23 protein-coding genes are annotated in these 26,605 nt (G+C 75.0%); 13 read left to right on the top strand and 10 right to left on the bottom strand.

Features of this window, described 5'->3' with window-relative positions:
• Positions 1-104 precede the first annotated feature (104 nt).
• From FXF68_RS19590 to FXF68_RS19575, 4 genes are read left to right on the top strand one after another with little or no spacing between them, the layout of a single operon-like run.
• Positions 105-1,007 (top strand): AAA family ATPase, encoded by a 903-nt coding sequence (locus FXF68_RS19590; protein ID WP_187438015.1) that lies wholly within the window; start codon positions 105-107, stop codon positions 1,005-1,007.
• Between the two features lie 5 nt (positions 1,008-1,012).
• Positions 1,013-2,143, top strand: coding sequence for a vWA domain-containing protein (locus FXF68_RS19585; RefSeq protein ID WP_148761298.1), 1,131 nt, complete (start codon positions 1,013-1,015; stop codon positions 2,141-2,143).
• Positions 2,136-3,260, top strand: a complete 1,125-nt coding sequence (locus FXF68_RS19580) for an XdhC family protein (protein ID WP_148761296.1) — start codon at positions 2,136-2,138, stop codon at positions 3,258-3,260. Before FXF68_RS19585 ends, FXF68_RS19580 begins: the two co-directional genes overlap by 8 nt.
• 19 nt (positions 3,261-3,279) lie before the next feature.
• Positions 3,280-3,888 (top strand): nucleotidyltransferase family protein, encoded by a 609-nt coding sequence (locus FXF68_RS19575; RefSeq protein WP_148761295.1) that lies wholly within the window; start codon positions 3,280-3,282, stop codon positions 3,886-3,888.
• Here FXF68_RS19575 and FXF68_RS19570 read toward each other — a convergent pair.
• Positions 3,860-4,348, bottom strand: coding sequence for a MarR family winged helix-turn-helix transcriptional regulator (locus FXF68_RS19570; protein ID WP_148761294.1), 489 nt, complete (start codon positions 4,346-4,348; stop codon positions 3,860-3,862). The genes FXF68_RS19575 and FXF68_RS19570 overlap by 29 nt on opposite strands.
• 89 nt (positions 4,349-4,437) lie before the next feature.
• On the opposite strand from FXF68_RS19570, the gene FXF68_RS19565 reads away from it, so the two are divergent.
• Positions 4,438-5,304: a nitroreductase/quinone reductase family protein gene (locus FXF68_RS19565; protein ID WP_148761292.1), complete on the top strand. Its 867-nt coding sequence runs from the start codon at positions 4,438-4,440 to the stop codon at positions 5,302-5,304.
• Here FXF68_RS19565 and FXF68_RS19560 read toward each other — a convergent pair.
• The 5 genes from FXF68_RS19560 to FXF68_RS19540 form a co-directional block, all read right to left on the bottom strand.
• A complete protein-coding gene (locus FXF68_RS19560; protein WP_148761290.1) occupies positions 5,301-6,518 on the bottom strand; it encodes a DUF6986 family protein in 1,218 nt (405 codons plus the stop codon). The two genes, FXF68_RS19565 and FXF68_RS19560, sit on opposite strands and share 4 nt — an antisense overlap.
• A gap of 63 nt (positions 6,519-6,581) precedes the next feature.
• The gene (locus FXF68_RS19555; RefSeq protein ID WP_148761288.1) at positions 6,582-7,487 is read right to left on the bottom strand and encodes an aldose 1-epimerase family protein; all 906 of its coding nucleotides are present in this window, start codon (positions 7,485-7,487) and stop codon (positions 6,582-6,584) included.
• Between the two features lie 83 nt (positions 7,488-7,570).
• Positions 7,571-8,983, bottom strand: a complete 1,413-nt coding sequence (locus FXF68_RS19550; protein ID WP_148761286.1) for a YlbE family protein — start codon at positions 8,981-8,983, stop codon at positions 7,571-7,573.
• Positions 8,980-10,428, bottom strand: coding sequence for an AllF/FdrA family protein (locus FXF68_RS19545; RefSeq protein ID WP_148761284.1), 1,449 nt, complete (start codon positions 10,426-10,428; stop codon positions 8,980-8,982). The genes FXF68_RS19550 and FXF68_RS19545 overlap by 4 nt, the downstream gene beginning before the upstream one ends.
• Positions 10,425-11,468 (bottom strand): oxamate carbamoyltransferase subunit AllH family protein, encoded by a 1,044-nt coding sequence (locus FXF68_RS19540; protein WP_246178810.1) that lies wholly within the window; start codon positions 11,466-11,468, stop codon positions 10,425-10,427. Before FXF68_RS19540 ends, FXF68_RS19545 begins: the two co-directional genes overlap by 4 nt.
• A 212-nt stretch (positions 11,469-11,680) precedes the next feature.
• Between FXF68_RS19540 and FXF68_RS19535 the strand changes: the two genes are divergently transcribed.
• The 5 genes from FXF68_RS19535 to cutA all read left to right on the top strand — a co-directional run bounded on the left by FXF68_RS19535 (position 11,681) and on the right by cutA (position 18,912).
• Positions 11,681-13,447 carry a PucR family transcriptional regulator gene (locus FXF68_RS19535; protein WP_148761280.1) on the top strand — a complete coding sequence of 589 codons (1,767 nt, stop codon included), beginning with the start codon at positions 11,681-11,683 and terminating at the stop codon, positions 13,445-13,447.
• 215 nt (positions 13,448-13,662) lie between these two features.
• Positions 13,663-15,120, top strand: a complete 1,458-nt coding sequence (locus tag FXF68_RS19530; RefSeq protein ID WP_148761277.1) for a uracil-xanthine permease family protein — start codon at positions 13,663-13,665, stop codon at positions 15,118-15,120.
• Between the two features lie 12 nt (positions 15,121-15,132).
• Positions 15,133-15,996, top strand: coding sequence for an FAD binding domain-containing protein (locus tag FXF68_RS19525; protein WP_148761275.1), 864 nt, complete (start codon positions 15,133-15,135; stop codon positions 15,994-15,996).
• A complete protein-coding gene (locus tag FXF68_RS19520) occupies positions 15,996-16,493 on the top strand; it encodes a (2Fe-2S)-binding protein (RefSeq protein WP_148761273.1) in 498 nt (165 codons plus the stop codon). Before FXF68_RS19525 ends, FXF68_RS19520 begins: the two co-directional genes overlap by 1 nt.
• A gap of 4 nt (positions 16,494-16,497) precedes the next feature.
• Positions 16,498-18,912, top strand: a complete 2,415-nt coding sequence (gene cutA, locus FXF68_RS19515) for an aerobic carbon-monoxide dehydrogenase large subunit (RefSeq protein ID WP_148761271.1) — start codon at positions 16,498-16,500, stop codon at positions 18,910-18,912.
• A 152-nt stretch (positions 18,913-19,064) separates the two neighbouring features.
• On the opposite strand, the gene FXF68_RS19510 is transcribed toward cutA, so the two are convergent.
• Positions 19,065-19,907 carry a polysaccharide deacetylase family protein gene (locus tag FXF68_RS19510; RefSeq protein ID WP_148761269.1) on the bottom strand — a complete coding sequence of 281 codons (843 nt, stop codon included), beginning with the start codon at positions 19,905-19,907 and terminating at the stop codon, positions 19,065-19,067.
• 227 nt (positions 19,908-20,134) lie between these two features.
• Here FXF68_RS19510 and FXF68_RS19505 point away from each other — a divergent pair, with 227 nt between their 5' ends.
• Complete coding sequence (locus FXF68_RS19505) at positions 20,135-20,836, top strand: SRPBCC family protein (RefSeq protein WP_148761267.1); 702 nt, start codon at positions 20,135-20,137, stop codon at positions 20,834-20,836.
• Here the strand turns inward: FXF68_RS19505 and FXF68_RS19500 are convergent.
• The gene (locus FXF68_RS19500; protein ID WP_148761265.1) at positions 20,802-21,176 is read right to left on the bottom strand and encodes an FKBP-type peptidyl-prolyl cis-trans isomerase; all 375 of its coding nucleotides are present in this window, start codon (positions 21,174-21,176) and stop codon (positions 20,802-20,804) included. The genes FXF68_RS19505 and FXF68_RS19500 overlap by 35 nt on opposite strands.
• Before the next feature lie 134 nt (positions 21,177-21,310).
• Between FXF68_RS19500 and FXF68_RS19495 the strand changes: the two genes are divergently transcribed.
• Together FXF68_RS19495 and FXF68_RS19490 are read left to right on the top strand one after the other, a co-directional pair.
• A complete protein-coding gene (locus tag FXF68_RS19495) occupies positions 21,311-23,344 on the top strand; it encodes a hydantoinase/oxoprolinase family protein (protein WP_148761263.1) in 2,034 nt (677 codons plus the stop codon).
• Positions 23,341-25,209 carry a hydantoinase B/oxoprolinase family protein gene (locus FXF68_RS19490; protein ID WP_148761261.1) on the top strand — a complete coding sequence of 623 codons (1,869 nt, stop codon included), beginning with the start codon at positions 23,341-23,343 and terminating at the stop codon, positions 25,207-25,209. The genes FXF68_RS19495 and FXF68_RS19490 overlap by 4 nt, the downstream gene beginning before the upstream one ends.
• On the opposite strand, the gene FXF68_RS19485 is transcribed toward FXF68_RS19490, so the two are convergent.
• On the bottom strand, positions 25,184-25,747 hold the full coding sequence (locus FXF68_RS19485; RefSeq protein WP_148761259.1) for a dihydrofolate reductase family protein: 564 nt from the start codon (positions 25,745-25,747) through the stop codon (positions 25,184-25,186). The genes FXF68_RS19490 and FXF68_RS19485 overlap by 26 nt on opposite strands.
• Position 25,748: 1 nt before the next feature.
• Positions 25,749-26,585: an alpha/beta fold hydrolase gene (locus FXF68_RS19480; RefSeq protein ID WP_148761257.1), complete on the bottom strand. Its 837-nt coding sequence runs from the start codon at positions 26,583-26,585 to the stop codon at positions 25,749-25,751.
• Positions 26,586-26,605 lie beyond the last annotated feature (20 nt).

Here is a 26,605-nt window from a genome sequence, read left to right as displayed (position 1 = left end):
TCCCTACTTCTTTGCCATGCTTTTGCCGGAGGAGGGAACCGGCCGCGAAAACGCAAGGCCCGGCGGCGTTTCCGTGCCATGCCGGGCTGAGTAGCCTGAGAGCCGTGGGGGAGACGGCGCCACCGGCCGCGGACCCGGCCGGATCGCCCGCGGCGCTCGCGGGACTGCTCGACAGGCACGCCTACCTGTGCGACGACGGGCTCGCCACGGCGTGCTTCCTCGCCCTGCGCATGGGGCGTCCGCTCTTCCTGGAGGGCGAGGCCGGGGTCGGCAAGACCGAACTGGCCAAAACACTCGCGCGCGGGCTCGGCGCACCGCTGATCCGGCTGCAGTGCTACGAGGGTCTCGACGCCTCCCAGGCCCTCTACGACTGGGACTTCCCCCGCCAGCTCCTGCACCTGCGCGCCGCCGAGGCCGCGGGCGTCGCCGACGTGGCGCGGCTGGAGGGCGAGCTGTACGACCGCCGGTTCCTGCTGGCCCGCCCGCTGCTCCAGGCGCTGGAGACGTCGCCGAGCGTCCTGCTCGTCGACGAGCTGGACCGCGCCGACGACGAGTTCGAGGCGTTCCTGCTCGAAGTGCTGAGCGACTTCACGATCACCGTCCCCGAGCTGGGCACGATCCGGGCCGAGCGCCCGCCGGTCGTGGTGGTCACGTCCAACCGGACCCGCGAGGTCCATGACGCGCTGAAGCGCCGCTGCCTGTACCACTGGCTGGAGCACCCGTCGTTCGACCGCGAGGTCGCGATCATCAGGCGGCGGCTGCCCGGCGCGGCGGAGCGGCTCGCCGGGCAGGTCGCCCGCGCCGCGCAGCGGATGCGCGAGGCCGGCCTGCTGAAGCCGCCCGGCGTCGCCGAGACCCTCGACTGGACGGAGGCGCTCGTCGCGCTCGGCGTCCGCGAACTCGACCCGGCGTCCGCCGCCGTGACGCTCGGCGCCGTGCTCAAGTACCGCGAGGACCAGCAGCGCGTGCTCGGCGGCGGCCTCGACGCGCTGCTCGGCGGCGGGTGAGCCCGATGCGGCGGGACGTCACCGAGACGATGGTCGGGTTCGCCCGGACGGTCCGCGCCGCGGGCGGCGCCGCCGATCCCGAGCGGGTCCAGGCGATGCTGGCCGCGCTCGACCACCTCGACGTCCTCGACCCGAACGACGTGTACTGGGCCGGGCGGCTGACGCTGTGCGCCGACCCCGACGACCTCGCCCGCTACGACCGCTGCTTCGCCGCCTACTTCTCCGGCGCGACCGTCCGGCCGGGAAGGCGCCCGCCGCCCGTGGTCGTCCGGCGGACGGCGCTGCCCGACCCCGGCGCGGAGGCCGGCGGGGACGGCGACGGCGAGGTCAGGGCGGCCACCGCCAGCACGGTGGAGGTCCTCCGCGACCGCGACGTCGCGCGGCTGACGGCGGCCGAGCGCGCCGAGGTCGCGCGGCTGATCGCGGTGCTGGACGCGGGCGCCGAGCGCCGCAGGTCCCGCCGGTTCGCGCCCGCGTCCACCGGACGGCTCGACCCGGCCCGGACCGTCCGGGAGACGCTGCGGCGCGGCGGCGAGACGTCCCTGCTGCGGCGCCGCGCGCACCGCACGCGCCCGCGCCGCGTCGTGCTGATCGTCGACGTCAGCGGCTCGATGAGCCCCTACGCCGACGCGCTGTTGCGGTTCGCGCACGCCGCCGCCCGCTCCGGCGGGCGCGGCGTGGAGGTGTTCAGCGTCGGCACGCGGCTGACCCGGCTGACCCGCGAGCTGCGGCACCGCGACCCGGACGCGGCGATGGCGGCGGCGTCGGCGGCCGTCCCGGACTGGAGCGGCGGCACCCGGCTCGGCGAGGAGCTGAAGGAGTTCCTCGACCGGTTCGGGCAGCGCGGCCTCGCCCGCGGCGCGGTCGTCGTGATCGCCTCGGACGGCTGGGAGCGCGGCGACGCGGCCCTGCTCGGCGAGCAGACGGCCCGGCTGCGGCGGCTCGCGCACCGGGTGGTGTGGGCGAACCCGCACAAGGCGCGGCCCGGTTACGAGCCGCTCACGGCGGGCATGGCGGCGGCGCTGCCGCACGTGGACGATTTCACGTCCGGGCACAGCCTCGCCGCGCTGGAGGAACTGGCCCGCATCGTCGCCGGCGGCCGCGGCGCCCGGAAGGGGAGGAGCGCAGATGCGTGACGTGCTGGACGACATCGCCGCCTGGTACGCGGCGGGGGAGACGTTCGGGCTCGCGACCGTCGTGAACACCTTCCGCAGCGCGCCGCGCCCGCCGGGCGCGGCGATGGCGGTGTCGCCGGGCGGCGAGGTGGCGGGCAGCGTGTCCGGCGGCTGCGTGGAGGGCGCCGTCTACGACCTGGCGCAGGAGGTGCTGGCGAGCGGGCGGCCGGTCGTCCAGCGGTACGGGGTGAGCGACGACGACGCGTTCGCCGTCGGCCTGACCTGCGGCGGCATCCTCGACGTGCTGGTCGAGCCGGTCGGCCCCGCGACGTTCCCGGAGTTCGCCGAGGTCGCCGCCGCGATCGCCGCGCACGAGCCGGTCGCCGTCGCGACCGTCGTCGCCGGGCCGGGCACGGTCGGCGCCCGCCGGGTGGTCTGGGCCGACCGCGCGTCCGGGTCGCTCGCGCCCGGCGAGCCGCACGCCGCCCGGCTCGACGCCGCCGTCGACGACGACGCGCGCGGCATGCTCGCCCAGGGCCTCACCGGCCAGCGGCACTACGGCCGGGAGGGGGAGCGGCGGCTGGACGAGCTGACCGTCTTCGTCCACTCGTTCGCCCCGCCGCCCCGGCTGCTCGTGTTCGGCGCGATCGACTTCGCCGCCGCCGTCGCCCGGATCGGCAAGTTCCTCGGCTACCACGTGACGGTGTGCGACGCGCGCCCGGTGTTCGCGACGCCGAAGCGGTTCCCGGACGCCGACGAGGTCGTGGTCAAGTGGCCGCACAAGTTCCTGGAGGAGACGGGCGGCGGCGTCGACGAGCGGACGGCGATCTGCGTCCTGACCCACGACCCGAAGTTCGACGTCCCGCTGCTGGAGGTGGCGCTCCGCACCGGCGCCGGATACGTCGGCGCGATGGGGTCGCGGCGCACCCACGACGACCGGCTCGCCCGGCTCCGCGAGGCGGGGCTGTCCGAGGCGGAGCTGTCCCGGCTGCGCTCGCCGATCGGGCTGGACCTCGGCGCCCGGACGCCGGAGGAGACCGCCGTGTCGATCGCGGCGGAGCTCGTCCAGCTCCGCTGGGGCGGCTCGGGACGCCCGCTCACCGACACCAGCGGCCGCATCCACGCCGACGCTCCCTGAGGGGACTACCCTCGCGGGGATGACGGTGCGCACGGACTCCCCGGCGGGCCTGCTGCTCGCGGCGGGCGAGGGCAGCCGGCTCGGACGTCCCAAGGCCACGCTCGAACTGGACGGCGAGCGGCTCGTCGACCGCGGCGTCCGGATGCTGCGGGACGCGGGCTGCTCCCCGGTCCTCGTGGTGACCGGGGCGGAGCCGATCGAGGTGATCGGCGCGGTCGTCGTCCCGAACGCGGACTGGCGGGACGGCATGGGCTCCTCGCTGCGCGCCGGGCTCGCCGCGCTGCCGCCGGGCTGCCCCGCCGTCGCGATCGCGCTGGTCGACCAGCCCCTCGTCACCGCCGAGGCGGTGCGGCGGCTGCTCGCGGCGCGCGCGGCGGGCGCGTCGATCGCGGTCGCGTCCTACGGCGGAGCGCCGCGCAACCCCGTCGTGCTGGCGGCCGAGCACTTCGGGCCGGTGGCGGAGGCGGCGGTCGGGGACGTCGGGGCGCGGGGCTTCCTGCGCGCGCACCCGGAGCTGGTCACGGCCGTCCCGTGCGACGACGTCGCCGCGCCCGACGACATCGACACGCCCGAGGACCTCGCCGCCTTCGACGCCGCGTTCACCCGCCGCCCGAACGGGCGGCGGTGACGGCGCGCTCGTAGGCGAGCAGCGTGTCGACGAACGTCTTCCGCTGCGCCGGGGTCAGCGGCTCCAGGGCGGTGCGCCAGGCCCCGGCGCCCTGACCGAGCCACCCGTTGATCGCGGGCAGGTGCCCGGCGGCGACGCTGACGATCGTGCGGCGCCGGTCGGCCGGGTCCTCGTGGCGCTCCAGGATGCCCTGGCGGCTGAGGTCGCCGACCATCAGGGACACCGTCGCGGGCGCCACCTCCAGCCGTCCGGCCAGCGCGTTCACGGTCATCGGGCCGTCGAACAGCAGGTAGGCGAGCAGCGACAGGTGGCGCGGCGCGAGGTCGAAGGACGACAGCTCAGCCGGGACCCTGATCCGCTTGGCGGCCGACACCAGGCGCGGCATCAGCAGCAGCATCGTGCGGATGCCGTCGTCGACGTCAAGTCCGGCGTCCGGTCCGGCGCTCTCCTCGGTTGACATGCGCTCCGCGTCCCAAATAGCTTTGTTTTACTAAAGGCTTTGCTCGCAAAGCAAAGTGATCCGATCGCGTCCAGGATAGGAGACCGCGCATGACCGAGTCCGGCGAGTCGGACCTGCTCGTCCTCGTCAGCACCGGCCGCAGGAGCGGACGGCGGCACCGCACGGAGCTCGCGTACCTGGCGGACGGGGACCGCCTGCACGTCTTCGCGTCCAACGCGGGGAGCCCGCACGACCCCGACTGGTACCGCAACGTGCGCGCCGACCCGCGCGTGGTCGTGGAGATGGACGGGCAGTCCGGCGGCGAGACCTTCGACGGCGTCGCGTTCCCCGTCGAGGGAGCAGAGCGGGACGAGCTGTTCGCCCGCCAGTCCGCCCGCCACCCTGCGTACGCCGAGTACCAGCGGATGACCGACCGCGTCATCCCGGTCGTGGAGATCCATCGCGGGTTCCTCGACGGGCGCGCGTGGGCCCTCGGCGACGAGCTGGTGAAGATCCATGACGGCCTCCGCGCGGACCTCGCCGCGCTCCGCGCCGGCGTCCGGGGCTTCCGGCGCGGGGCGGCGCCCGACCTCGCCGCCCAGCTGAGGGAGCACTGCGTCTCGGTGTGCGACGTCCTCGGGCGGCATCACGACAACGAGGAGGGGCGCGCGTTCCCCCGGCTGGAGCGCGAGTTCCCCGGCCTCGCGCCCGTGCTCGGCAGGCTGCGGCGCGAGCACGTCGCCGTGACCGAGAACCGGCGCAGGCTGGAGAAACTCATCGCCGACCCGGCCTCGCGCGACCTCGCCCACGTCGGGGCGGAGCTGGACCGCATGGCGGACGAGCTGGACGCGCACTTCGCGTACGAGGAGGAGCAGCTCCGCGCCCTGCTCAACGCGGTCGGCCCGCGCTGGCGGCCGGGCCACGGCCCCGGGAACGGCCCCGCGGACGGCTCCGGGAACGGCCCCGCGGACGGTTAGGTCGCGGGCAGGACGCTCTCGTCCAGCGCGCCGCAGTCGACCGCGCGGCGGAGCCGGGACGTCAGCGCCCGGATGGTGGCGGGCTCGTCCAGGACGCCGCCCGCGCCGCCCGCCGCCTGCTCGTGCCACGCCCGGACCCGTCCGATCACGTCGTCCACCCCGGACAGGTGGAACGCGTACACGGCGGCGTACCGGCTCGGCAGGTGCGCGGGATGCAGGTCCCAGCCCTGGTAGAAGCCGTGCCGCAGCGAGTGCCTGACGTGCGCGGCGTGCGTCGCCCAGGCCGCGTTGACCTCGTCGGGGCCGTCGTTGCGCGGGATGACGTTGGTGGAGCCGTCCGACAGCCGGACGCCGGTGCCCGCGAACGACACCTGCATGACGTGCCGGGCGAAGTCGCAGGCCGGGTGGTCGAGCCGCTGCTCGTGCGGCGGCAGCCCGAGCGCGGCCGTGTAGTCGAACACGCCGAAGTGCGCGGCGGTGAGGCGGCCCGCGGCGGACTCGGCGATGGCGCGCAGGGCGACGCGGCCGTCGCCGTCGAACAGCGCCTGCGGCGTCTCGACCTGGATCTCGAACCGCAGGATCCCGGACGGCAGCCCGAGCGCGGTCTCCAGCCGGTCGAGGTACTCGGTGAACAGCGCGACGTGCTCGGCCGCGACCACCTTCGGGAACGTGATCGTGAACCCGCCGGGCAGCCGCCCGAGCCGGTCGCGCAGCGCGGTGAGGAAGCCGTCGAGCGTCCGCATCGCGCGCTCGTGGCCGCCGTCCGCGAACGACTTGACCCGCACGCCCCAGTAGTGGGGAAGGCCCTTCACCTGGTACGCGGCGGCGACGGCCTCGACGACCTGCGCGACGTGGCCGTCCTCCTCGGCGTCGGCGCGGACGCCGTAGCCGTCCTCGAAGTCGATCCGCACGTCCTCGACCGGCTCGGACGCGAGCTTCGCCGCGACCCGCTCGCGGACCGGCCCGGCGATCTCCGGGTCCAGCCCGAACGCCGCGCCGAACGACCCCGCGCCCGGCGTGTGGGTGTTCAGCAGCCGCAGCGCCTCCGCGCCGAAGTCGGCGGGCGTCGACCGGGAGAACCGGTCGGCCGGGACGTACACCGTGTGCACCGGCTGCCGTCCCTCGGCGCCGCCGGGGAAGCGCTCGCCGTGCTCGTCGCGGACGGCGGCGATGCGCGCGGACAGGTCGTCGAACGAGGAGACGCTGAAGTTCACCCCGATATGATCCCCCACCCCGTGCCTGCTAGGGAACCTGTTCGGCGCGCCTCCCCGCCCGTCCTAGGCGGCCTGGATCCCCCAGGCGCCGGTGAACTCGTCGCCCGGCCGGAGGCTCCGCACGCCCTCGCCGGTCGCGAACGCGTTCGGCGGGCACGTCATCGGCTCGACGCCGAGGCCGTGCCGCGGGTCGGGGGCGTCGTCGCCGGTGTAGACCTCGATCCAGGGATGCGCCTCGTCGGCCCAGAGCCGGGCCGTCCGCCCGCCGCCGGACAGGACCACCCACGCGCGGCCCTCGCCGTCGCGGTTCAGCTCGGTGTACGCGTTGTCGATCCGGCGGCCGTCGAGCAGCGGACCGGTGCGCAGGTCGTAGAAGGTGCCGGTGACGTCCTCGGACGGCCCGGACGGAAGCTTCCGGTCGTCCACCGGGAGGTACCGGTCGGCGCGGAGCGTCACCGCGCACTCGTCGATCGGCTCGCCGACCGTGAGGTACGGGTGCGCGCCGTGCCCGTACGGCGCGGTCACCGGGCCGGTGTTGCGGGCGGTGACCCGGACGGCCAGGCCGTCCGCCGCGTCCAGCGCGTACTCCGCCTCCAGGTCCAGCCGGAACGGGTACCCGGCCGCCCCGAGCAGCCGGTACGCGAGCCGCACCCGGCCCGGCTCGTGCTCCGCCGCCCGCCACGGCGCCCAGCGGACGAGCCCGTGCAGCGCGCAGTCCCGCTCCGGCTCGGACACGTCGAGCTGGTGCGCCTCGCCCGCGAACTTGTACCTGCCCCGGTCCACCCGATTCGGCCACGGGATCAGGAGCTGTCCGTACGCGGCCGGGGCGGGCTCGTCCGCGCCGTGCGGCAGAACCACCGGCCGCCCCTCGTACGTCAGCTCCCGCAGCGCCGCGCCCGCCTCGGTCACGACGGCCTGGTACGGCCCCGCGCTCAGCGCGAACTGCTCCCCGGTGATCGCTCCGCTCATGCCCTGCTCTTGTGGGGGGACGACCCCCCACACCCCCCGGTTCGCTCCGCTCATGATGGGGGCGCTACCCGGGGAAAACGCGGTTACGCGGTCTCCGCCAGCGCGTGCAGGGCGTCGGTGAACACGTTCGCCGGAGGTTCGACCAGACCGGCGCCGACCTGGCCCGTGCCGGGCTCGCGTCCCGCGATGCCGGTGTCGATGACGGGCAGGATCCCGGTGCGGACGACGCGCGTCACGTCCACGCCCACCGGGGTGCCGCGGAACGACAGCAGCGGGATCTGCAGCACCGGGTGCTCGGCGAGGGTGATCTCGTACATCCGCTGGGTGGCGGCGAGCGCGTCCGGCACCTCGCCGCCGACGAACCGGACGATCGCGGGCGCGGCGGCCAGCGCGAACCCGCCCATCCCGGCCGTCTCGGTGATCGCCGAGTCGCCGATGTCGGGGTTGGCGTCGTCCGGGCCGTAGCCGCCGAGGTAGAGGCCGTCCGGGACGCCCGCCGGGCCGGTGAACCAGCGGTCGCCCGTCCCGGACACCTGGACGCCGAAGTCGGTCCCGTTCCGCGCCATCGCCACGACGAGGCTGGAGCCGGGCACGTTCCGGGCCGCGTCCGCGCACGCCTTCGCCGCCGCCATGCCCGCGTTCAGGAAGAAGTGGTCGTTGCCCGCCGCGAACCCGAGCGCCTCGGCGGCGCGGGCGCGCGGGACGTCCTCGGCGGCGAGCAGCGCGGGCGCCAGCTCACGCAGCAGCAGAGAGGTCGCCGCGCGGTTCCGGTTGTGCAGCTCGTCGCCCATCTGGAGGGCCTGCGCGGCGACGGACATCAGGTCGAGCGGGCCGCGCCGCCGGACCGCCGCCCGGAGCGCCGGGCCGAGCACCTCGCCCATCCAGGTCAGCCGCTCGATCACCTCGGGGCCGAACGCCCCGTACCGCAGGACCTTGCCGAGGCCCTCGTTCAGCGAGCAGTACGCGGTGCCGCCGTGCTCGGCGTCCTCGACCACCAGCATCCACATGGACGGGCTGACCACCCCCGCCATCGGCCCCACCGCCGCGTGCCGGTGGCACGGCTCCAGCACGGCCGCGCCGCGCCCGAGCTCGCGCTCCGCTCCGCGCGGCGTCTCGGCGATGCCTTCGAGCAGCATCGCGCCGATCAGCGCGCCGCGCATCGGGCCGGACGCCCGCTCCCACTCCAGCGGCGGGCCCGCGTGCAGGAACGTGCCGGTGTCGAGGCCGAGGACGTCCCGCGCCGGGCGGACGTCCACGAGGTGCGGGCGGGCCGTCACCATCCGCTCCACCGCGCGGGCGTTGGCGTCGGCGTGCCGGGGGTCGCCGAGCACCGCGGCGAGCGCGGCCTCCGTCCCGGCGGGCGGCGGGCGCCAGTCGACCCGCTCCACCGGGACGGCCTGGTCGGAGAGGGCGTCCGCGAGCACCTCCACCCCGGCGGTCACCACCGCCGGGTCGCGGGTGAGCAGGCCGCCCAGCCTGTGCCGCTGGTCGGTCATCCGGCCCTCCCCTCCACCGGCGCGCCGTCGAGCAGGGCGAGGGCGTGCCGGGCGGCCCCGGCGTTGGAGGCGAACACGTCCGCGCCCGCCTCGCACAGCGCCGCCGCCTGCCGGTCGCGGCCCTGCGGGTCGGCGGGCGTCCCGCACAGCGACACCACGAAGGCCAGGTCGGCACGGTCCGCGACCGCCGCCGCGACGACCGGGGCGAGCGCGGCGGCCGGGTCGGGCTCGGCGCCGTGGCCGAGCACCACGTCCAGCAGCAGGACGCCGACCTCGGCGTCGGCCGCCTCCTCCCGCACGGCCGCGAGCCGCAGCGACGGGTCGATCATCGGGTGGGCGCGGCCGCGGGTGAACGCGTCGTCGCCGAAGTCGGTGAACCGGTGGCCGCGGGACGCGAGGTCCCAGCCGAGGGCGTCCCGGGCGATCGCCTCCGCCTCGTCGCGGAGCGTCCCGCCCGCGAACAGGCCGCGCAGCGCCCGTCCCCGCGCGGGCCTCGGGCGCCGGGCCCCGAGCCAGCGCGGCCACTCGGGGACCTTCCGGCCGAGCGCCTTCAGCACCTTCTCCGCCGCGCGGGTCAGGTCGTCCTCGCCGGGGACGGGCAGCGCGAACGACACCGGCGTGTCGAGCCGCCGCGCCGCCTCTCGGATCAGGTCCGCGACCTGCGGGGCGGGCGGCTTGGACACGAGGACGATCAGCTCGGTGCCGGGGTCGGCGTCGAGCGCCGCGAGCGCCGCCAGCGCGGACCGCCCGCTCACCTCCGGCGACAGGTCCCGGCCGCCGACGCCGAGCACGTGGCTCACGCCGACGCCGGCCGCGTCGAGCAGGCACATGAGCTGCTGCGCGCCCGTCCCGGACGCGGCGACGACCCCGACCGGGCCGGGGCGCACCGCGTTCGCGAAGCCGAGGCCCGCGCCGCCGATCACCGCCGTCCCGCAGTCCGGGCCCATCACGATCAGACCGCGCCGGGCCGCCGCCTCCTTGAGCGCGATCTCCTGCGCGAGCGGCACGTTGTCACTGAAGATCATCACGTTGAGGCCCGCGTCGAGCGCGTCCATGGCCTCGGGGAACACGTGCGGCCCCGGCACCGACAGCAGCGCGACGGTCGCGTCCGCGCGGGCGGCGGCGGCGCCGGTCGTCCGGGGCGGGGTCGCCGCCCCGGGCGCGGCGGGGGCCGCGTGCGCCGCGCGCAGCAGGCCGTCCAGCGCCTCGCGCGCCCCGGCCGCGTCGCCGCCCGTCACGCGGACGGCCACCACCAGGTCGTCGGGGCCCGCCTCGTCCGGGACGTCGAAGCCCATCCGGCCGAACATCTCCCGGTTGAGCCCGGTGCCCATCGCGACCATCGCGGCGGCCACATCCGGCCGCTCGGACAGCGTCCGGCTCACCCGCATCAGCGTCACCGAGTCGTGGTAGCTCCCCCGCCGGACCTCGACCCAGTCGTCGCTCATGCAGTCACCCTGGGGGCGTCCTGCACCACCACAGGGGAGACGAGAGCCAGGGCGGCGCGGCAGCCTGCGAGGACGCCGTGCGCGAGGTCCGTGCCGGACGTGTGCCCGACCGCGAGCAGCCGCCGGACGGCCGCCCCCGGCGGCTCGTGCCCGGCGACGCAGCGCAGCACCGCCGCGACCTCCGCGCCCGCGCCGCCCGCCGCCGCGCAGTGCAGCAGCGTCGCGGCGAGCGCGGTCGTGCGGGTGCCCGCGTCGGCGGTGACGGCCGCGCCGAGCCAGTCGGCCAGCCACACCGCCTTATGAGCGGAGCGAACCGGGGAGTGTGAGGGGTCGTCCCCCCACCCGAGGCCCGTCCTGCCATGTCTGACGGCGCCGCCGACCAGGCGCAGCGACACGAGCAGGCCGCAGAGGATGTCGTCGCCGCTCGGGGTGAGGCCGGGGCCGAGGCCGACGATCCGCTCCGCCGCCTCCACCGCGCCCGCGAGGTCGCCCGCGGCGCAGCACGCGGCGAGGACGTCCGGGTCGGGATGGCCGGAGAGGCCGCCGCCGGTCATGCCCGCGGCGGCGAACGCGGCCTCCAGCGTCCGGACGCCGTGCCCGAGCGCGGCGGGCCGCATGGTCCCGAGCACCGGCGCCGGGTCCCACCAGCGGCGGACCCGGACGTGCAGCGGACCGGCCTCCACCCGCCCGTCGCCCACCCACGCGTCGGCGCCCTCCCGGACCGACCGGAACGGCTGCTCGCGGCGCGTCGCGGCGACGACCACCGAGTTCGGGAGGCGGTGCGCGTCCGACGCGACGACGGCGAGCACGCGCGGCTCGGGCCCGCCCCGCATCTCCACGTACAGCGCGGACGGGAACACGGCGATGACCCGCGCGGCGCGGCGCGGCGGGTCGAGCAGCGGGCGCAGCGCGAGGCTCGCGGCCCCCGCCGCAGGCGGCCGCCCACCGCCTGACCTGGCCGGACTCTGGTGCGGGGACGTCCCCCCGCGCCCCCCGGAACGGACCGGGAGCGGGATCGGGTCGCGGACGACGGCAGTCACGGATCCTCCCGAGACCGGTGTCGGCTGCCGTCCGGCGCACGGGCGGCCCGGCCTCTGCGGAGACGTTAGAACGGCCCTCGCACCGGACGTATGGGGAAAGCTGCCAAGACTGGTTGTCATCGTTCGTCTTTGTTGTCACTGTTGATCAGGAACCGGTAGCGATCACGCCAAAACGGGCGATGTACGCACCAAAAGGCGAGGTGACCCCTGGCATGAGTTACACAACCGCGGACCCGGGCCCACCGGCCCTCAGGCTCGCAAGCACCGGAACACTGACCTACGGCCTCTCGGTCGGGGAGGTCCTCGGCGTCAGCACCCTGAACGGCGCCCGCCTCATCGCCGGCCGGGCCGGGCTGGAGCGCGTCGTCCAGCGGCTCAACGTGATGGAGGTCCCCGACATCCTGTCGTGGGTGAAGCCGAACGAACTGCTCCTGACGACCGGCTACCCCCTCCGCAACACCCCCCAGTCGCTCGACAACCTGGTCGCCGACCTGGACGAGCGCGGGCTCGCGGCCCTCGCCATCAAGCTCGGCCGCTACCTCGACTCGCTCCCCGCCGAGATGATCGCGCAGGCCGACCGCCGCGGCTTCCCCCTGATCCTGCTCCCGAACGACGTCGGCTTCGACGACATCCTGAACCAGGTCCTGACCGACATCCTGAACCGGCAGGCGTCCGTGCTCGCCCGCACGGAGGAGGTGCACCGCGCGCTGGTGCAGATCGTCCTGTGCGGCGGCGGGCTCCAGGAGGTCGTGGACGAGGTCGCGACCCTCCTCGACGTCGCCGTCGTCGTCCTGGACGGCGAGCAGCGCGTCCTCGCGGGCGCGGGCCCGGACGAGCACGTCCAGGCGATGCGCGCGTTCGACGCCGGGCGGCACGCAGCGTGCGGCCGCGGCGGCTGCGGCATCATCGGCGCGCACGGCACCGGCGACCACCTGGTCGTGCCCGTGATGGCGGGCGGCTTCGACCACGGCCGGATCATCGCGTTCAGCCCCGGCGGCACGCTGCGCGGCTCCGACCTCGGCATCCTGGAGCGGGCGGCGACCGTCGCCGCTCTCGTGGTGACGAAGCAGCAGGCCGTCGCGGCCGTCGAGAGCAAGTACCGCGCCGACTTCCTGCGCGACATCCTCGCCGGGCGGGCGGGCGACGACGACCGCGTCGTCGCGCACTGCGACGGGTTCGGCTGGGACCTCGACCGTCCCGTGATGGTGATCGTCGCCGAGCTGGACGGCCGCCCGCGCGGCGGCGGCCCGGCCGCCGAGCCGGACGCGAAGGGCCGCGCGAAGCCGCCCGACGCCGACGCGGCGGCGCGCGGCGGGCGCGGCGCCGAGGAGCGCTCCGCGCAGGAGCGGCTCGCCGCCGCCTGGACGACGGCCGTCCGCCGGCACGACCGGGGCGCGGCCGTCGCGAGCTTCGCGCACGAGGTCGTCGCGGTGGTCGGCGCGGAGGGCGACGATCCCGCCGAGCTGACCGCGGGGCCGGTGCAGGCGATGCTGAAGGAGGCGTCGTCGATCTTCGCCGAGCACCTGCCGGTGCGGCGGACGTTCTCCACCGGCGTCAGCCGGACGGTGACGTCCCCGGCCGCGCTCCCCGAGGCGTACGAGCAGGCCGTGAAGGCCGTGCGGGTCGGCCGGCAGCTCAACGGCACCGGCGCGCGGGCGCACTTCGACCAGCTCGGCGTGTACCGGCTGCTGAGCCTCGTGTCCGACCCGGAGGAGCTGCACGCCTTCGTCCGGGAGACGCTCGGCGACCTCGCCGCCGACGACGAGCCGGAGCTGGTCGACCTGCGCCGCACCCTCCAGGTGCTGCTGGAGACCAACCTCAACGTCGCCGAGACGGCCCGCAGGCTCCACTTCCACTACAACACGCTCCGCTACCGCATCGGGAAGCTGGAACGGATGCTCGGCGCGTTCACCGAGGACGCGCATCTCCGGCTCAACCTCACCCTCGCCCTTCACGTGCTGCGCATGCGCGGTATCTGAGGGTGGTACCGAGGGTAGTGTCATCGTCGCGACGCTCCCAGGGTGGCGCGCCGGTCGCGCCTCCCGCGTCTCACACGGGCCGGTCCTCCCAATCCGGGCGGCGGGCTTTGGCAACAGTCGCCGATGCCCGTCCACCTGGGTAGATCTACCTTGCCCGCAGGCCCGCGCCGGGTGGGGCGGGCCGGGTGAGCAGGGCGGCTGGGCGGGAGGGCCCGATGATGATCGGCTGGAAGCTGCACGGCGACGGGCGCACCCCGCCGCCGGGCGAGGTGGTGCGGCCGGACGAGCGGCTGTCGTGGCCGCGCACCGCGGGCATCGGCGCGCAGCACGTGGTGGCGATGTTCGGCGCGACCTTCGTGTTCCCGGTCGTGATGGGCCTCGACCCGAACCTCGCGATCATGATGTCCGGGGTCGCGACGCTGCTGTTCCTGCTGATCGTCGGCGGCCGGGTGCCGAGCTACCTCGGGACGAGCGCGTCGTTCGTCGGCGCGGTCGCGGCGATCCGCGCGGCGGGCGGCGACAGCGCCACCGTGACCGGCGCGATCCTCGTCGCGGGCGTCGTGCTCGCGCTGGTCGGCGTGCTGATCCACTTCGCGGGCGGGGACGTCGTCCACCGGGTGTTCCCGCCGGTCGTGACCGGCGCGGTCGTGATGCTGATCGGCTTCAACCTGGCGCCGGTCGTCGCGAACGTGTACTGGCCGCAGGACCAGTGGGTCGCGCTCGCGACGCTCGGGTTCGCCGTGTTCTGCGCGGTGCTGCTGCGCGGCTTCTGGGCCCGGATCGCGGTCTTGCTCGCCCTGGTCTTCGGCTACCTGCTCTCGTGGCTCCTCGACAGCACGGCGGGCAAGATCACCTCCGTGCTGCCGGGGCAGAACCTGCTGGACGCGTCCGGCAAGGCCTGCCAGGCCGAGGGCCCGTACTGCGTCGCGACGGCGTTCCCGCACGACCGCATCAACGTCGACGGCGTGAAGGCCGCCGACTGGTTCGGGTTCCCGAGCCTGCACGCGCCCGACTTCAAGACCTCGGCGATCCTGCTCGCGCTGCCCCCGGTCATCGCGCTGATCGCGGAGAACACCGGGCACGTGAAGGCGGTCGCCGCGATGACCGGCGCGGACCTCGACCCCGTCCTCGGCCGCGCCGTCGCCGCGGACGGCGTCGGCACCGCGCTCGCCGCCGCCGTCGGCGGCTCGCCCACCACCACCTACGCCGAGAACATCGGCGTCATGGCCGCCACCCGGATCTACTCCACGGCCGCCTACCTGGTCGCCGCCGTCGTCGCGATCCTGTTCGGGCTGTGCCCGAAGTTCGGCGCGCTCGTCGCGGCGACGCCGGGCGGGGTGCTCGGCGGGATCACCGTCGTCCTGTACGGGATGATCGGGCTGCTCGGCGCGAAGATCTGGATCGAGAACCGGGTCGACTTCGCCGACCCGGTCAACCTCGTCCCGGTCGCGGCCGGGATCATCCTCGCGATCGGGGACGTCACCCTGAAGATCACCGACGATTTCCCGCTGCAGGGCATCGCGCTCGGCACCATCGCCGTCCTTCTCGGGTACCACGTGCTGAACGCGGTCCGCGGGCCGGACGGCGCGGGCGGCGGCGTCATCGCGCCCGGCGAGCGGGAGATCGGTGGACCGGTCCGCCCCTCGGGCGCGCCCGAGACCGGCGCGGGCTGACGGGAGGACGCGATGAAGCCGCCGCCGTTCGGCTACCACGCCCCGCGCACCGTGGCCGAGGCGCTCGCCGCGCTCGCCGCGGCGCCGTCCGGGAAGGTGCTCGCGGGCGGGCAGAGCCTCGTCCCGCTGCTGAACATGCGGCTCGCCGCGCCGTCCGACCTGGTCGACGTCAACCGGATCGCCGAGCTCGACACGCTGCGCGCCGGACCTGACGGCGTCCGCGTCGGCGCGCTCGCCCGGCACGCGCGGGTCGAGCGGTCGGCGCGGGCGGCGGCCGTGCAGCCGCTGCTCGGGCAGGCGCTCCGGCACGTCGCGCACCCGGTGATCCGCAACCGGGGCACGGTCGTCGGGAGCCTCGCGCACGCCGACCCGGCCGCCGAGCTGCCCGCCGTGCTGGCCGTCCTCGACGGGACGGTCGAGGCCGCGTCCACCCGGGGGCGGCGCACGGTCCCGGCGGCGGAGCTGTTCGCCGGGCCGCTGGAGTCGTCGCTCGAACCCGGCGAGCTGGCCGTCTCCGCGTTCTTCCCCGCCCTGCCGCCCCGCACCGGGACCGCGTTCGCCGAGACGGCGCGGCGGCACGGCGACTACGCGCTCGCGGGCGTCGCCGCCGTCGTCACCCTCGACGAGGACCTGCGCGTCTCCGCGGCCCGCGCCGGATACCTGGGCGTGTCCGCGACACCGCTCGTGCTCGACCTGGCCGGGCCCGCAGGCCCGCGCGGCGACTGGGCCGCCGCTGCCGCGCACGTCCGCGAGCGCGTCGACCCCGAGTCCGACATCCACGCGGGCGCCGTCTACCGGCGGCACCTGACCGGCGTGCTCACCGAGCGCGCCTGCGCGGCGGCGACCGCCGAGGCGCGGCGGAGGGCGGGGGAGTGATGGAGGAGCGGTTCGAGGTCGAGCTGACCGTCAACGGGACACCCCGGACGGCGAGCGTCCCGGCCCGGCGGCTCCTGTCGGACTTCCTCCGGCACGACCTCGGGCTGACCGGCACGCACGTCGGCTGCGAGCACGGCGTGTGCGGATGCTGCACCGTCCTGCTGGACGGCGACCCGGTGCGCTCCTGCCTGATGTTCGCCGTCACCGCCGCCGGGCACGAGGTCACCACCGTCGAGGGCCTCGCCGCGCCGGACGGCACGCCGTCCCCGGTGCAGCGCGCGTTCCGCGAGTGCCACGGCCTCCAGTGCGGGTTCTGCACGCCGGGGTTCCTCTGCACGGTCACGGCGCTGCTGCGGGACAACCCGCGGCCGTCCCGCGACCAGGTGCTCGAAGGGATCTCCGGGAACCTGTGCCGCTGCACCGGGTACCAGAACATCGTGACGTCGGTGCACCGCGCCGCCGACCTGCTCAGCGAGTCGGCCGAACCAGGGGAGTGACCGGATGGGGACGCGCGTGTTCGGCGAGCCGGTCCGGCGCCGCGAGGACGGCCGGTTCCTCACCGGCCGGGGCCGCTTCCTCGACGACCTCGGCCGGGACGCGCTCGCCGCCGCGTTCGTCCGGTCGCCGCACGCGCACGCCCGGATCACCGACATCGACGTGTCCGGCGCCCTCGACGTCGAGGGGCTCGTCGCCATCTACACGTGGGAAGACCTTCCGGACCGGGTCGGCGACCCGTTGCCGCTGCTCATCCCGCATCCGGCGCTGACGCACGGCCGGACCGGGCACCCGCTGGCGCGGGACGTCGTCCGGCACGTCGGCGAGCCCGTCGCGATGGTCGTCGCCCGCGACCGCTACCTCGCCGAGGACGCCGCCGAGCGCGTCGTCGTCGAGTACGAGCCGCTGCCGCCCGTCGTCGGGATCGAGGCGGCGGCGCGGGCCGAGCGCCTCGTCCACGACGACGTGCCGGGCAACGTCGGGGCGGTGCTCGTCCAGGAGACCGGGGACGCGGCCGCCGCGATCGACGCCGCGCCGCACGCGCTGGAGTTCCGGCTGTCGATCGAGCGGAGCGCGTCCACGCCGCTGGAGGGGCGCGGCGTCTACGCGCGCTGGGACGCCGACGACGGGTCGCTGCGCGTGTACTCGTCCACGCAGACGTCGACCAGCGTGCGGGCGGCGATCGCGGCGCGGCTCGGGCTGCCGAACGGCAAGGTCGAGGTCGTCGCGCCGGACGTCGGCGGCGGGTTCGGCGTGAAGATCGTCCACCCGTGGCCGGAGGAGGTGCTCGTCCCGTGGGCGGCGCGGCTGCTCGGCCGCGAGCTCAAGTGGACCGAGGACCGCCGCGAGCACTTCGTGTCCGCCGCGCACGAGCGCGGCCAGGTCCAGGACGTGCGGGTCGGGTTCGACGACGCGGGCCGCGTCCTCGGCCTCGACGTGAGGATCCTGCACGACCACGGCGCGTACACCCCGTACGGGATCATCATCCCGATCGTCACGTCCACCCAGCTCCTCGGCCCCTACAAGATCGGCGCGTACCGGGCGGAGGTGACGAGCCTCTACACGAACACGCTGATCGTCACGCCGTACCGGGGCGCGGGACGCCCCCAGGGCGTCTACTGCATGGAGCGGACGATGGACCGCATCGCCCGCCGCCTCGGCCTCGACCGCGCCGACGTCCGCGCCGCGAACCTCATCCAGCCCGACGAGTTCCCCTACGACCAGGGCCTCCTCTTCCAGGACGGGCGCCCGCTCATCTACGACTCGGGCGACTACCCGGAGCTGCTCCGCAAGGCGCGCGAGCTGATCGGCTGGGACGGCTTCGCCGCCGAGCGCGCCGCCGCCGCGGCCCGGGGACGGCGGCTCGGCATCGGCCTCGGCCTGTACGTGGAGGGCACCGGCGTCGGCCCGTACGAGGGCGGGCACGTCGAGATCGACACGGCCGGGCGGGTGCACGTCTCGACCGGGCTGACCTCGCAGGGCCAGGGCCACGAGACGGCGTTCGCGCAGATCGCCGCCGCCGAGCTGGGCGTCCCGCTGACGGACGTCCACGTCACGACGGGCGACACGCGCCGGTTCGGGTACGCGGTCGGGACGTTCGCGTCCCGCGCCGCCGTGATGAGCGGCAACGCGATCGCGCTGGCCTGCCGGAAGGTGCGCGAGAAGGCGCTGCGGATCGCGGCGGACGCGCTGGAGGCCGACCCGCGCGACCTCGACGTCACCGACGGGGTCGTGCACGTGCGGGGCGACATGTCGGCGTCCGTCCCGCTGCGGACGGTGGCGGTGCTGTCCAACCCGCTGCGGTACGCGTTCGACGAGGAGGCCGCGGCGGCGACGCAGTTCGCGGTGGGGCGCCCGGCGACCGAGCCGCCCGTCCCGTCCGGGGACGAGCCGGGCCTGGAGGGACGCGAGTACTACTCGCCCGTCCGGTCGACGTTCGCGTCCGGCGCGCACGCCGCGATCGTGGAGGTCGACCCGGACACGGCGGAGATCGCGATCCTGCGGTACGCGGTCGTGCACGACTGCGGGCGGCTCATCAACCCGATGGTCGTGGAGGGGCAGATCCACGGCGGCGTCGCGCAGGGCGTCGGCGGCGCGCTGTACGAGCGGATGGCCTACGACGAGTCCGGCCAGCTCCTCAACGCCTCGTTCATGGACTTCCTCATGCCGTACGCGACGGAGGTCCCGCGGATCGAGACGGGGCACCTGGAGACGCCGTCGCCGCTGAACCCGCTCGGAATCAAGGGGGCGGGGGAGGCGGGCGTCATCCCGGTGTCGGCGGTGATCGCGTCGGCGGTGGAGGACGCGGAGGGCGTCCGCGTGGACGCGATGCCGATCTCCCCGGACGACCTCCACACGCTGCGGCTGCGGGCGGCCGGCGACCCGTCGCTCCGCGTCCGCGAAGGCGCCCGGGTGAGGTGAGGGGCGGTGGGGAGAGGCTGGCGGGGTCGGCTCGGGTTTGCGGGGGACCTCAACCCCGCCAGCGTGTTGACCCTAGTCAAGGCCGCCGAGGGGGTCCGCGCTAACCGGGATTCCTCCGGGAAGGTCGGTTTTCGGTCACCTGCCCCGCCCGTTCAGCCGTGCGCGGGCGTCTCCGGGGCGTTGCCGCCGAGCGACTTCGGCAGGTAGTTCTGCACGGCCGCCGGACGGAACCCGGCCTGCTTGATCCAGCCGAGGATCATCTCCAGCTCCCCCGCGAGGCCCTTGCGGTAGTGCATGAGGATGATGTCGCCGGGCTTGAACCCCTTGCCGCCGTCGCCGCGCGCGAAGCCGTTGAACCCGACGCCCGGTCCGGACGTCCCGTTGTAGAACTCCGCCGACCAGATCAGGATCGACTTGATGCCGCACTCCTTGGCGACCTGCCGGGTCGTCGGGTTGAAGGCGCCGAACGGCGGCCGGAAAACCTCGGGGCGCCGCCCGTACTGCTTCGCGATCTCGTCGGACGCGTCGCAGATCTGCTTCTTCTGCGCCTCCGGGCTGAGCGTGGGCATGTTCGGGTGGCTGACGGTGTGGTTCTCCATGGCCGACCCGGCGTTGCGCATCGCCCAGAAGTACTGCCCCTGCCCCTTGATGTACGTCGAGGTCAGGAAGGTCATGATGGGGACCTTCTGCGTGCGCACCAGGTTCACGAACTGCGAGTCGTACTCGTAGCCGTCGTCGATGGTGAGGAAGACGACGCGCTCCTGCGTCTCGATGTGGTCGATGACCGGGGGGAGGCCGTCGCTGGACGGCTTCGGCATCGTCCACGAGCCGGGCTTCGGCGTCGCCCACTGCTGGTCATCGAGGACGGACGCGAGCCGCGTCCTCGTCGACGGCCCCGAGCTCCCCGCCTGCGCGGTGACGATGGGCCAGCCGCCCGCGACCACGCCGACGAGCGCGGCGGCGATGATGGTGATCAGGGGCGCTTTCCCGGGCATCGGCCGCGTGCTCCGTTCGGTCGAGGGGTTCGTTCGGTCGTTCCGTCGTTCAGAGGGGTCGTCATCGGTTGACGCGCCGTTCACCGGGAGGGTTCGCGGGACGGCGCGACTCGCCCGACATATCTGACCATTTCCCGCACGAAAGCGAGCGCATCTGCCCAATCCTCGGCGTGTACTCGGCAGATGTTGCCGTTCGGCCCCGCACCGCCGTTCCCTACAGTCGGGACATGCAGCTCACCGGCAGTGCCACCGTCGCCGCGCCGCTCGCCCGAGTCTGGGACGCGCTCCAGGACCCGGCCGTCCTGGCGCGGACGATCCCCGGCTGCCGGTCCCTGGAGGAGACCGGCCCCGGCGCCTACCGCATGACCGTCTCGGCGGGCGTCGCCTCGATCCGCGGCACCTACGCGGGCCGCGTCGAACTCGCCGACCCGGACCCGCCGCGCTCGTTCGTCCTGCGCGCGCGGGGGCAGGGCGCGCCGGGGACGGTGGACGCGACGGTCCGCGTCCGGCTCTCCGGCGACGGCGACGCCGCGACCCGGATCGACTACGACGCGGACGCGGTCGTCGGCGGGATGGTCGGCGGCGTCGGCCAGCGGATGCTCGGCACCGTCGCGAAGCGGACGGCGGGCGAGTTCTTCGCCGCCGTCGAACGCGACATCGCCGCCCCGCCCGAAAACGCCGCCCCGCCCGAACCCGTGTCCGCCGCTCCCGAGCGGGCGGAACCAGGTCCGGTGTACGCCGGACGCGCATCGGCCACGCCGGAGCGGGTCGCTCCGGCGTGGCCGATGGCGGTCGCGTTCGGGACGGGCGGCGCGGTCGCGCTCGCCGGCGTGGCGCTCGGCTACCTGCTCGGCCGCCGCGCGGTCAGTTCACCGCGACGCAGTTCACCGAGGCTCAGTTCACCGCGACGAGGTCCACGACGAAGATGAGCGTCTCGCCGGGCTTGATCGCCGGGCTCGGGCTGCGGTCGCCGTAGGCGAGGTGCGGCGGGATGACGAGCTTGCGCCGCCCGCCGACCTTCATGCCGACGATGCCCATGTCCCAGCCCTTGATGACGCGGCCGCCGCCGAGCGGGAAGTCGAACGTCGAGCCGCGGTTCCAGGACGCGTCGAACTCCTCGCCGGTCGACCAGGACACGCCGACGTAGTGCATCGAGACGTTCGCGCCCTTGGTCGCCTCGGGCCCGTCGCCCTTGGTGATGTCGGTGATGTCGAGGTTCGAGGGGGGCTGTCCCTCGGGGAAGTCGATCTCGGGGCGTTCCAGCGCCATGGACGGGCTCCAGCGTTCGGGTCGGATTGGGAAGTGCTCAGCCTAGCCCCAGCGGCCGCGCACGAAAGTACGCCGGGCGCGTTGGCAGGTTGCGACGGTTCCGCAGGTGGGCGGCGTCCGGTAGACCCGTGTCCATGAGGCTGCGGATCGGGATCGACACGGGCGGCACGTTCACCGACGTCGTGGCGCTGGACGCGGACGGCGCGCTCGTCACCACGAAGACCCCGTCGACGCCCGCCGACCCGGCCGCCGGTTTCGCGGCCGGTGTGACGAAGATCCTGGCCCTGCTCGGCGCCGGCCCGGACGACGTCGCGGCCCTTTGCCACGGCACGACGGTCGCGACGAACCGGCTGCTTGAGGACCGCGTCGACGACCTCGGGTTCGTCACGACCGAGGGCTTCGGGTCGATTCTGGAGATCGCGCGGCAGAGCGTCCCGGACGGGTACGGCAACAGCTACTTCTGGGTGAAGCCGCCGCGGATCGTCCCGGCGCACCGGGTGCGGACGGTCGGCGGGCGGCTCGACCACACCGGCGCCGAGCTGCGCCCGTTCGACGAGGACTCGGCGGTCGCCGCGGCCCGCTTCTTCCGCGACGCGGGGATCCGCGCGATCGGGGTGTGCTTCCTGCACTCCTACGCCGACCCGTCGCACGAGCTGGCGATGCGGGACGTCCTCGCCCGCGAGCACCCGGACGCGGTCGTGTCGCTGTCGTGCGAGGTGCTGCGCGAGTACCGCGAGTACGAGCGGTCGGTGACGACGCTGGTGGACGCCGCCGTCAAGCCCGCGATGAACGGCTACCTCGCGCGGATCGCGGAGCGCGCGGCGGCGCGCCTGCTCGTGATGAAGAGCAACGGCGGCGTGCTGTCGGCGGAGGAGGTCGCCCGGCAGCCGATCACGACGGTGCTGTCCGGCCCGGCGGCGGGCGCGCTCGGCGCCGCCCACGTCGCCTCGCGCGCCGGGCGCGGCTCGGTCGTGACGCTGGACGGCGGCGGGACGTCCACCGACGTCGCGGTCGTCCTGGACGGCGAGCCGACCCTCACCACGGAGGGGTCGATCGGCCGCCATCCCGTCAAGATCCCGATGATCGACATCGTGACGGTCGGGGCGGGCGGCGGGTCGGTCGCGTGGCGGTCGCCGGACGGCGCGCTGAAGGTGGGCCCGCGCAGCGCGGGCGCGGACCCGGGCCCGCTCTGCTACGGGCGCGGCGGGACGGAGGCGACGGTGACGGACGCGCACGCCGTCCTCGGCCGCATCCCGCCGCACCTGCTCGGCGGCGAGGTCCCGCTCGACGTGGCCGCCGCCCGCGCCGGGCTCGCCGCCCTCGCCGGCGATCTCGGGCTGACGGTCGAGCGCGCCGCCGCCGGGATCCTGGAGATCTCCGCGTGGAACCAGGCCAACGCGATCCGGCGGATCACGGTGAAGCGGGGCCTGGACGTCCGCGACTACCCGCTCGTCGCGTTCGGCGGGTCCGGGCCGCTGCTCGTGTGCCGGCTGCTCGACGTGCTCGGGCTGCCGGTCGCGGTCGTCCCGGAGAACCCCGGGAACCTGTCGGCGTTCGGGCTGCTCACCGTGGACGTGAGGAACGACTGCGTGCGGACGCGCGTCGTCCGCGACGCCGAGCTCGACCCGGCCCTGCCCGCCGCGATCTACGCGGAGCTCGAAGCGGAGGCGGCCGAGGCGCTCGCCCGCGAGGGCTTTCCGCCGGACCGGCGGCGCTTCGCCCGCTCCGCCGACCTGCGCTACTACGGGCAGGCGTTCGAGGTGCGGGTCGCGGCCCCGGCGGGCCCGCCGGACGGGGCGTTCCGCGCCGAGGTCGTCCGCCGGTTCCACGACGCGCACGAGGCCCTCTACGGCTACTGCCACCGCGACGATCCGCGGCATCCGGTCGAGTGGGTCAACCTGCGCGTCTCCGGAATCGGCCCGATCGACCGGCCGCGCCTCGCGGAACGCCCGCCGGGCGACGGCGACCCGTCGCGCGCGCTGACCGGAGCGCGCCGCGTCCACTTCGACGACTGGACGGAGGCGCCCGTCTACCGCCGCGAGAAGCTCGCCCCCGGCGACGCCGTGACCGGCCCGGCCGTCATCGAGGAGTTCGGCTCGACGCTGCCGCTGCACCCCGGCTTCACGGCGGAGCTCGACGGCCACGGCAACCTGGTGGTGACGCGATGATCGACCCGATCCTGCTGGAGATCGTCGAGGGCACGCTGGCGTCCGTGGAGCGGGAGGTCGAGACGGCCATCGCGCGGACGGCCCGGTCGCCGATGATCCGGGACGCGCACGACTTCCGCGCGGGCATCCACGACCGGCGGCTCCGCAAGCTGACCGGGCGCTCCTACTCCGCGCTCGTCCAGCCCGTCGTCCGCGACTTCCCGCTGGAGGAGATGCGTCCCGGCGACGTGTTCTTCCACAACGACGTGTACCTGTCGGAGGGCGGCATCGGGCACCTGCCCGACCTGTGCGTCACCGTCCCGGTGTTCCACGGCGGGGAGGTCGTCGCGTTCGTGCAGGCGTTCGGGCACCACGACGACATCGGCGGCGCGGTCCCGGGGTCGATGCCGAGCCATGCCCGCAGCGCGTTCGAGGAGGGCCTGATGGTCCCGCCGATCAAGCTGTGGGACGAGGGCGTCCCGAACCGCGCGGCGCTGACGATCATGACCCGCAACTCGCGGATGCCCGACTCGCTCGCCGGGGACCTGGACGCCGAGTGCTCCGCCTGCCTGATGGGCGCCCGCCGCCTCGGCGAGCTGTTCGGCCGCTACGGCCGCGCCGACGTCGAGGCGTGCTTCGACGCGATCATCGACCGGACGACCGCGACGTTCCGCCGCGAGCTGCTCGCCAAGATCCCGGACGGCGTGTTCGCCTGGGAGGACTACGCCGAGCACGACGGCGTCGACCCGCCCCGGCTGCACGCGCAGCGGATCACGCTGACCGTGGACAAGGCGGCGGACGTCCCGCTCGTCATCGACTTCACCGGCACGTCCCCGCAGGCCAAGGGGCCGATCAACCACGCGGGCGACTACGCGGACGGGGTATTCCTGAAGAAGTGGCTGGCACCCGTTCTGCGGAACCTCGCCGACACGCCCGAGCGGGCCGCCGAGCTGGACGTCAACGAGGGCGTCGTGCCGCTCGTCGAGATGCGGTTCCCGGAGAAGGGCACGCTGCTCACCCCGGTGTTCCCGGCGCCGACGAACGCGCGGACGTTCGTGATCCTGCGGCTGCTCGGCGTCCTCGCGGGCGTGCTCGCCAAGGCCACCGGCGGGCGGATGCCCGCCGACCAGGAGACGATCCGCTACACCGGCGTCTACGGCGAGGACGACCGCGGCCCCTACCTGATGCGCGAGGTGCTCGGCGGCGGCTCCGGGGGCCGCTACTACGCGGACGGCGAGGACACGATCCACGTCGTCCCCGACTCCCGCAACATCCCCGCCGAGTTCGCCGAGGCGCGCTGGCCGTTCGTCGTGGAGCGGCTCGGCCTCGCCGTCGACTCGGGCGGGCCGGGGGAGTTCCGGGGCGGGCTCGGCTACGACAAGCACATCCGGATGCTGCGCGACGCGCACTACATGTCGATCGCCGACCGGTCGATCCTGTCGTGCTGGGGCGTCAACGGAGGCCGGGCCGGGCGCCCGTTCCGCGTCGACATCGACGGCGAGGAGATGGACGGCCTCGTCGACGACCAGCCCGTCCGCGCCGGTCAGGTGATCCGCGTCAGGACGACCGGGGGAGGCGGCTGGGGCGATCCCCTGGACCGCGACCCGGCGCGGGTGGCGGACGACGTCCGCGACGGGAAGGTGTCGGTCGCGGGCGCCCGCGACGACTACGGCGTCGTCCTGGCGTCCGGCGGGCGGGTGGACGGCGACGCCACGGCGGCCCTCCGTACCCGGCTGCGGGCCGAGCGCGGCCCCGCCCCCTTCTTCGACCGGGGCCCCGGCTACCCGAGGCTGTCCGGCGGGGCCGCGTCGGCCGACGTCGATGTCGTCGCGCCCGGCGATGTCAGCGAGCCCGGCGATGTCACCGCGCCCGGCGATGGATCGTGACGAGGGCGTCCTTCCCGTACCGCGTCGACTCGGTGAGCGTCCACGTGCTCTTGTCGGGCGTCTCCGTCCAGAGCTTGAGGCCGTGCCCGAGGATCACGGGGAACCACATGAGGTGGATCTCGTCGACCAGGTCGAGCGTGAGCAGCCCCTTGACGAGCCGGATGCTGCCCGCCACTGAGATCTCGCCGTCCACGTCCCGCTTGAGGCGGGCGACCTCCTCGGCGAGGCCGCCGGAGAGAACCGTCGTGTTGTTCCACTCGGGGTCCTTGAGCGTGCCGGAGACGACGTACTTCGGCATCTCGTTGTACTTGTCGGCGAGTTCGCCCTCGTACTGCGGCCACGCGGCCGCGAACCCCTCGTAGGTGACGCGGCCCAGCAGCAGCGCGGCCGATCCGAGCGCCTCGTCGGTCTTGAACTGCTCGCCCTCCGGGCCCCGGTCGAAGTCGAAGCTCCAGTTCGGGTACTTGAAGTCCTCGCCGCCGGGGGACTGGACGACGCCGTCCAGGGAGATGAACTCGGTCACGACGATGCGTCCCATGTCAGGCGCCCTTCGCGAAGGCGGCCAGCACGGGCGCGAGGGCGGGCGCCGTGGTGCCGTGGTTCTCGCCCGGGATCGCCTTCAGCGTCGCGGTCGGGAGGTGGTCGGCCACCGCCTTCGCCCCGGCGGCGAGGGCGGGCCACGTGTCCGTGCCGTGGAGGACGAGAACGGGCACGCGGACCTTGTCCCACCGGTCGGCGCGCAGCGGCCTGCCGGACATGGCGTCCCCGACGTTGCGCCCGTCGTAGGCGATCGTCGGGGCGACCGCCTCCAGCGCGGGCCAGAAGTCGGAGCCGCGCATCCCCTCGACGGCCTCCTCGGGCATCATCGCGGCGGCGGTCATGAACAGCGCCACCGCGTCGCCGGGACGTCCCTCGGCAACGGCGGCGTCCAGCCGCTCGACGTAGTCGGAGGGGAGCGGCGGACGGCTGTCGTCGACGACGGCGGGCGGCTCGAACAGCGCGAGCCGCGCGACCGGGACCCCGGCCTGCGCCGCGTTGAGGGCGAGGAACCCGCCGGACGACCAGCCGAACACCGTCGCCGGGCGCCCGCCGCCCGCGCCCTCGATGATCGCGGCGAGGTCCTCGAACTCGCGCTCGACGGCGTAGGGCGCGGTGTCGCCGCTCCCGCCGCGCCCGCGCCGGTCATAGTTGATCACGCGGAACTCGGCCGCCAGCAGTTCAGCGGTCTGGGCGTTCTCCGGGGTCGTGGCGCGGTGCGCGGTCGCGCCGTCGACGATGACGATCGGGTCGCCCTCGCCCCACGCGGTGTAGGCGATGGTCGTGCCGTCGGCGGAAGTGACGGTGCCTTCGGTGGAGGCGGCAGTGCCCTCGGACATCGGGTCGTCCCTTTCTGGTG

Origin of the sequence: Actinomadura decatromicini, assembly GCF_008121305.1 — a bacterium.
In the GTDB taxonomy this organism is placed as follows: Bacteria; Actinomycetota; Actinomycetes; order Streptosporangiales; family Streptosporangiaceae; genus Spirillospora; species Spirillospora syzygii.
This window is presented reverse-complemented; position numbering and strand designations above follow the sequence as displayed.